Below are 5078 nucleotides of genomic sequence, written 5' to 3' on the forward strand. Positions count from 1 at the left end.
AAGCGCAAATGTGCGCCCAAGTGATGACCCCAGGCTGGCGGGTGACGGTGCAATCGGGAGAAAAAAATTGGGTTTACCGCACTAATCAAAATGGTCGCACTGTTTTACTTGAATCCTAGCTCCCATCGGGGATTTCCCTTAACCCACTAAAACCCAAGGCTCGATTCCCAAATAGTTGGGGATATTTTTTCTCGTTCACAGCAATGCCATCCCAAGCATCTACCTTGGGCATGATTTTTTTGATCGTTTGCATCGAGTTTAATCAATGGTAAGTGATTATACTCACAATTGTTTTTGAGATCTATTCTTAACAAACAGTGCTAATTTAATAATTGAGAATTATTTGCAGTTTTCGGAAAACCATGACTTTATTGGATTTGTCGGTGGGCCAGGTGGCTTTTGTGGAGCAAATTTTACTGGGAAATCACGGTCAGGGCTTGGTTAATCGCCTAGAAGCAATGGGAATTATTCCTGATAAACCGATTCAATTACTCCGCAAGGCTGGTTTGGGGGGACCGCTCCACCTCCGCATTGGCAGTACCACCGAAGTGGCAATGCGCCGTAGTGAAGCCCAATTGGTGCAGATTACCTTAGGAGAGTAGGGCGATTATGGTGAGTCATTGCCAGCGGGGGTCAGTCCAGTCCAGTCGTCCCGATGTGAAAAAAAGGATTGCTTTTATTGGTCAGCCCAATACGGGCAAATCCACTTTCTTCAACCGGATTACCAAAGCCAATGCGGCGATCGCCAACTGGCCAGGATTGACGGTGGACCTATTCCGGGCGGTGGTGCCGTTACAGGGGGAATCCATCGAGTTTGTCGATCTACCGGGCATCTATGACCTCAATGGCTTTTCCGAAGATGAACGAGTGGTGCAACGCTTCCTTGTTGACTATGCTGTCAACTTGGTGGTGGTGGTGGTGAATGCAGCCCAAATTGACCGGCAAATCCGTCTTCTTCTTCAGGTACAAACCCTGGGCATTCCGGCGATCGCCCTCTTAAACCTAGCTGACGAAGCTAAGCGCTACGGAGTGCAAATTGATGTGGCCGCCCTCCAGGAAAGGCTTGGTCTGCCCCTCTATCCCATCAGTGCGAAATACGGCACCGGCTGTCCCCGGGCCATGGATGCCATTGGTCGTGCTGTGGCGCAGCAACCGGAAGCCTACCAAATTCCCGATCTGGTTAATGTTCTTTCCCACCATCCCGTGGCGATCGCCGATATGGAAACGGCCCTGGCCGGTGTGGTGCAGATGCCGTCTCCCACTGCCCGCACCCTCACCAATGCCATTGACGGGGTGATGCTCCATCCCTTGTTTGGTCTGCCCCTCTTCTTCGCCTCCATGTTTGGCGTGTTTTGGGTAATTTGGAATGTGGGTTTGCCCAGTGCCGATCCTGTGGATGTGGTCACTGGTTGGTTGCAAAGCAATGTCTTAGAGCCGTTATTTTCCCCTCTACCCACTATCCTGCAAGAACTACTCTTGGACGGTATTTGGACCGGGTTTGCCGCCCTACTCTCCTTTGTACCCTTGGTGGCCATATTTTTCATGGTCATGGGAATTTTAGAGGGCAGTGGCTACCTCTCCCGGGCTGCCTACCTAATGGACGCCCTCATGGGGCGATTGGGGCTAGATGGTCGGAGCTTTGTTTTGCAAATGATGGGGTTTGGCTGTAACGTCCCTGCCATTATGGGTACTAGGGTGATGCGTAGCCGGGGAATGCGACTCCTGGCGATGTTGGTCATTCCCTTTTCTCTCTGCTCTGCCCGCCTGCAAGTATTTGTTTTTATCTTGGCCGCCGTTATGCCCGGTACCCAAGGGGCGATCGCCCTATTTTTACTCTATTTAATGAGCTTTGTGGCTGCCTTTACCGTCGCCGCCGTATTAAGTCGTTTTCATTACTTCCAAGCCCGGGACCCCTTCGTATTAGAATTACCCCCCTACCGCTTGCCCACCTTCAAGCAAGTATTTTTGCGAGTCTGGGGAGAGATGCGAGAATTTGTTGCCCGTTTATCGATATTTATGATTATCGGTAGTAGCCTGATTTGGTTTTTAACCAGCTTTCCTGAAGGCAGTACGGGTTTGGACACTTTTGCTGGCCGCATCGGCAGTCTTTTCCAGCCGTTAATGAATCCCTTGGGCATTAATCCCTTTTTAACGGTTTCCCTGATTTTTGGTTTTGTGGCCAAAGAAATTCAAGTGGCGGCCCTAACTGTTATTTACGGCCTCAATAATTCCGACGCTGTCTCTGATCAAATCCATAGTACGGTGACCTTTGCCCAGGGATTTAGTTATTGTCTATTTAGTCTGATCTATATTCCTTGCCTTACCACCCTTGGCGCTATTTGGGGGGAAAGTAAATCCCTTGTCTATACCATTATTGCCGTGGTAGTTCCCCTGATAACAGCTTGGCTGTTTAGCTTTATTTTCTACCAAGGATTTTCCTGGCTCGGCTGGGGAGGATAAATTTTTTCTTTGCCATGTTTATGCTCAACCGTTGTTAGAACCTGTTTTAAAGGCCCCCTTCCCCTCCCATTTGGGGGGAAACTGAATGAAAGTCCCCCAGTATTGCCAGAGCTTTAGTGGGTCGATTTAGGGAGCGGAATAAAACTTTCCAAACACGTTGACCTTACCAGCATCCTCAGGGAGATCGCCATTGCGAAAGAAAACCGGGCCACCGCCTAAATTCTCCTTAACCATTGGGCCCTTCTTCGGGAATAATGGTTTGTACCCCTTTGGGGGAATCTATTCCAAGTTTTTCCTACCCGATCCTTCGCACTCGGTGCATTTCCTTTAGGCAAAACCCTTTTTTCCGTCTTTTTTACCCCTCGGGAGCTACAACAGCATGAATTGGATAACTTGGGTTAGTCTGGCGATCGGATTAATCGTGCTTGTTGTCGGTGCGGAAGTTTTAGTAAAAGGGGCGTCCCGCATCGCCCTAATGGTGGGGCTTTCTCCCCTGATTATAGGGTTGACCATTGTGGCCTATGGCACCAGTATGCCGGAAATGGTGGTGAGTCTCCAATCGGCCCTTGCTGGTCAGGCGGACATTGCCCTGGGAAACGTGGTAGGCAGTAACATTTTTAATGTTTTGCTTATTCTGGGTATCTGTTCCATCGTGACTCCTCTGGTCGTGGATCAGCAATTGATTCGCTTGGATGTACCCATTTTGATTGGGGTGTCAGGCTTGGCCATGATGTTCGGGTTGGATGGGCTGATTAGCCGGGTAGATGGGGCAATTTTTGCCACAGGGTCCATTTTGTACACCGGATTTCTAATTCGCCAGAGCAAAAAGGAACGTAATCCCGCCGTTGAAGAAGAATATCTCCAAGAATTTGGGGGGACGGTGCCCAAAACAGGTAAACAAATCGCCCTCCAGGTGGCTTATATCCTAGGAGGAATCTGCCTATTGGTATTCGGCTCTCGATTATTAGTGTCCAGTTCCGTGGCGATCGCCAAAACCTTTGGCATTAGTGAGTTAGTTATTGGCTTAACCCTGGTTTCTGCTGGAACTTCTTTGCCGGAGTTAGCCACATCGGTGGTGGCTAGTTATCGCGGCGAGCGAGATATTGCAGTAGGTAATGTAATTGGCAGTAATATTTTTAATATTCTGGCCGTGTTGGGTTTTTCTGCCCTGATATCACCGGAAGGCATACGGGTCTCCACGGAAGCGATCCGATTCGACTTGCCGGTTATGTGTGCAGTGGCGCTGGTGTGTTTGCCTGTATTTATTAGTGGTCGCTTAATTTCTCGGTGGGAAGGGTGCCTATTTTTAGCCTATTACATTGCCTATACCGCCTACATTGTGTTGGGTGCCACCCAAAATACAAATATTGACCTATTTAATAGGATTTTGCTCTTTGGGGTCATGCCTGCAACGATTTTTGCCCTAGTCCTATCCCTCTGGCCTGAGCTGCGACGTTCCAAAGGGTAAAGGGGAAGCCGTGGGGCATTAGAAATGAGAGACGAGAAAACGGGACTTTAATGATTGGTTTCACCTTATTCCCCAAGGGGACATCCTGTTGCCGGCAACCGAATCCTCGTTCATGATCACCACGGTGCAGTTAGTACGAGCACTATTGAAAGAAGTTATTAAGACTAGTCTAAAATTAACAGTGCCCGTTACTGAGTTAGGCAAAGAATAGGCACGGAATCGGTGTCAATGTCATACTCTTACCGTTCCCGGGGGAGGAAATTGCGCCACTGGGGAGGGAGTAGATTGTCAAAATAGGCTTCCACCACACGGTAATGTTTTTGGTACAGTACGCCGACGGCAATGATAGCTAAGCCCAGGGCAGAAAGAGCAAAGGGGAAGAGGAGGGAATCGGCAAAGACTTGGAAGGCGAGATAACTGATGTAGCCGAACACTCCAATGACGCCAAACACCATAAATAGTCGTCGTTTGAGCAGAATTGACAAAGCCATCAGACCTAAATTAATCAGGCAAAAAAATAGTCGGTACCATTCCGTATCCTGCCCGGTGGCCAAGAGACTAAACCAAAAACTAATCAGTCCGAAAAGGTAAAGCCAAAAGCTGTAATCTCCCCGGCTGCGTCGCCAACGTAAATCCACCCCATAGGCGATCGCCAAACAAACAATGCCAAAGCCTAGGGTCAAGTGGGCTGCGGTGGTGAAACTGACTGTCTCTCCGTAGATGAGGGGGGGAATATCAATGGAGAGGAACCAGAGGCAAAAGGCGAGGGGAAAGGTGAGGAAGGGAAAGTGAATAAAGCGTAAAGCCAATAAACTGGCAATAATGGTGCCCATGGCCAGGGGAAAACGGCCGCTGACTAACCAGGTGGGTAAATTGCGGTACACAGATGGATCATCAAGGGAAATTAACCCAAAACCCCGTTGCAGTCCATAAATGGCCAAGGGGGTCATCCACACAGCGATGGTAATTAATAAACCGCCGGGAACGGGTAATTTTTGCTGGAAATAAAGCCATTGACCCACTAGGGTTAAACCCACTGCATACACCACCGCCACGGTGAATAGACCAAATCCCCCCAGGGCATCCCAAACAATGGTACCGAGGAAAACCATGGCCACACTTACAATCAGGGCGCCAAAGGAAAAAGCGA

General features: G+C 49.1%; 5 protein-coding genes. 3 read left to right on the forward strand and 2 right to left on the reverse strand.

Going from position 1 to position 5078, the window contains the following annotated elements:
* Positions 1 to 115 precede the first annotated feature (115 nt).
* Positions 116 to 253 carry a hypothetical protein gene (locus IQ219_RS16610; RefSeq protein WP_194073340.1) on the reverse strand — a complete coding sequence of 46 codons (138 nt, stop codon included), beginning with the start codon at positions 251 to 253 and terminating at the stop codon, positions 116 to 118.
* Between the two features lie 109 nt (positions 254 to 362).
* Here IQ219_RS16610 and IQ219_RS16615 point away from each other — a divergent pair, with 109 nt between their 5' ends.
* The 3 genes from IQ219_RS16615 to IQ219_RS16625 all read left to right on the forward strand — a co-directional run bounded on the left by IQ219_RS16615 (position 363) and on the right by IQ219_RS16625 (position 3928).
* The gene (locus IQ219_RS16615) at positions 363 to 602 is read left to right on the forward strand and encodes a ferrous iron transport protein A (RefSeq protein ID WP_190598665.1); all 240 of its coding nucleotides are present in this window, start codon (positions 363 to 365) and stop codon (positions 600 to 602) included.
* A gap of 7 nt (positions 603 to 609) precedes the next feature.
* Complete coding sequence (gene feoB, locus IQ219_RS16620) at positions 610 to 2460, forward strand: ferrous iron transport protein B (protein WP_194073341.1); 1851 nt, start codon at positions 610 to 612, stop codon at positions 2458 to 2460.
* Positions 2461 to 2839: 379 nt separating this feature from the next.
* Entirely contained in the window at positions 2840 to 3928 is a 1089-nt protein-coding gene (locus IQ219_RS16625; RefSeq protein WP_194073342.1) for a calcium/sodium antiporter, read from the forward strand.
* A 239-nt stretch (positions 3929 to 4167) separates the two neighbouring features.
* On the opposite strand, the gene IQ219_RS16630 is transcribed toward IQ219_RS16625, so the two are convergent.
* On the reverse strand, positions 4168 to 5078 hold a 911-nt coding region (locus IQ219_RS16630), incomplete at its 5' end, for a DUF2157 domain-containing protein (protein WP_194073343.1).

Origin of the sequence: Synechocystis sp. LEGE 06083 (assembly GCF_015207725.1) — a bacterium.
Classification (GTDB): domain Bacteria; phylum Cyanobacteriota; class Cyanobacteriia; order Cyanobacteriales; family Microcystaceae; genus Synechocystis; species Synechocystis salina.

Coding starts and splice junctions, on each gene's coding strand:
- IQ219_RS16615 (WP_190598665.1), top strand. CDS start 363: ATGACTTTATTGGATTTGTCGGTGGGCCAGGTGGCTTTTGTGGAGCAA.
- IQ219_RS16610 (WP_194073340.1), bottom strand. CDS start 253: ATGCAAACGATCAAAAAAATCATGCCCAAGGTAGATGCTTGGGATGGC.
- IQ219_RS16625 (WP_194073342.1), top strand. CDS start 2,840: ATGAATTGGATAACTTGGGTTAGTCTGGCGATCGGATTAATCGTGCTT.
- feoB (WP_194073341.1), top strand. CDS start 610: ATGGTGAGTCATTGCCAGCGGGGGTCAGTCCAGTCCAGTCGTCCCGAT.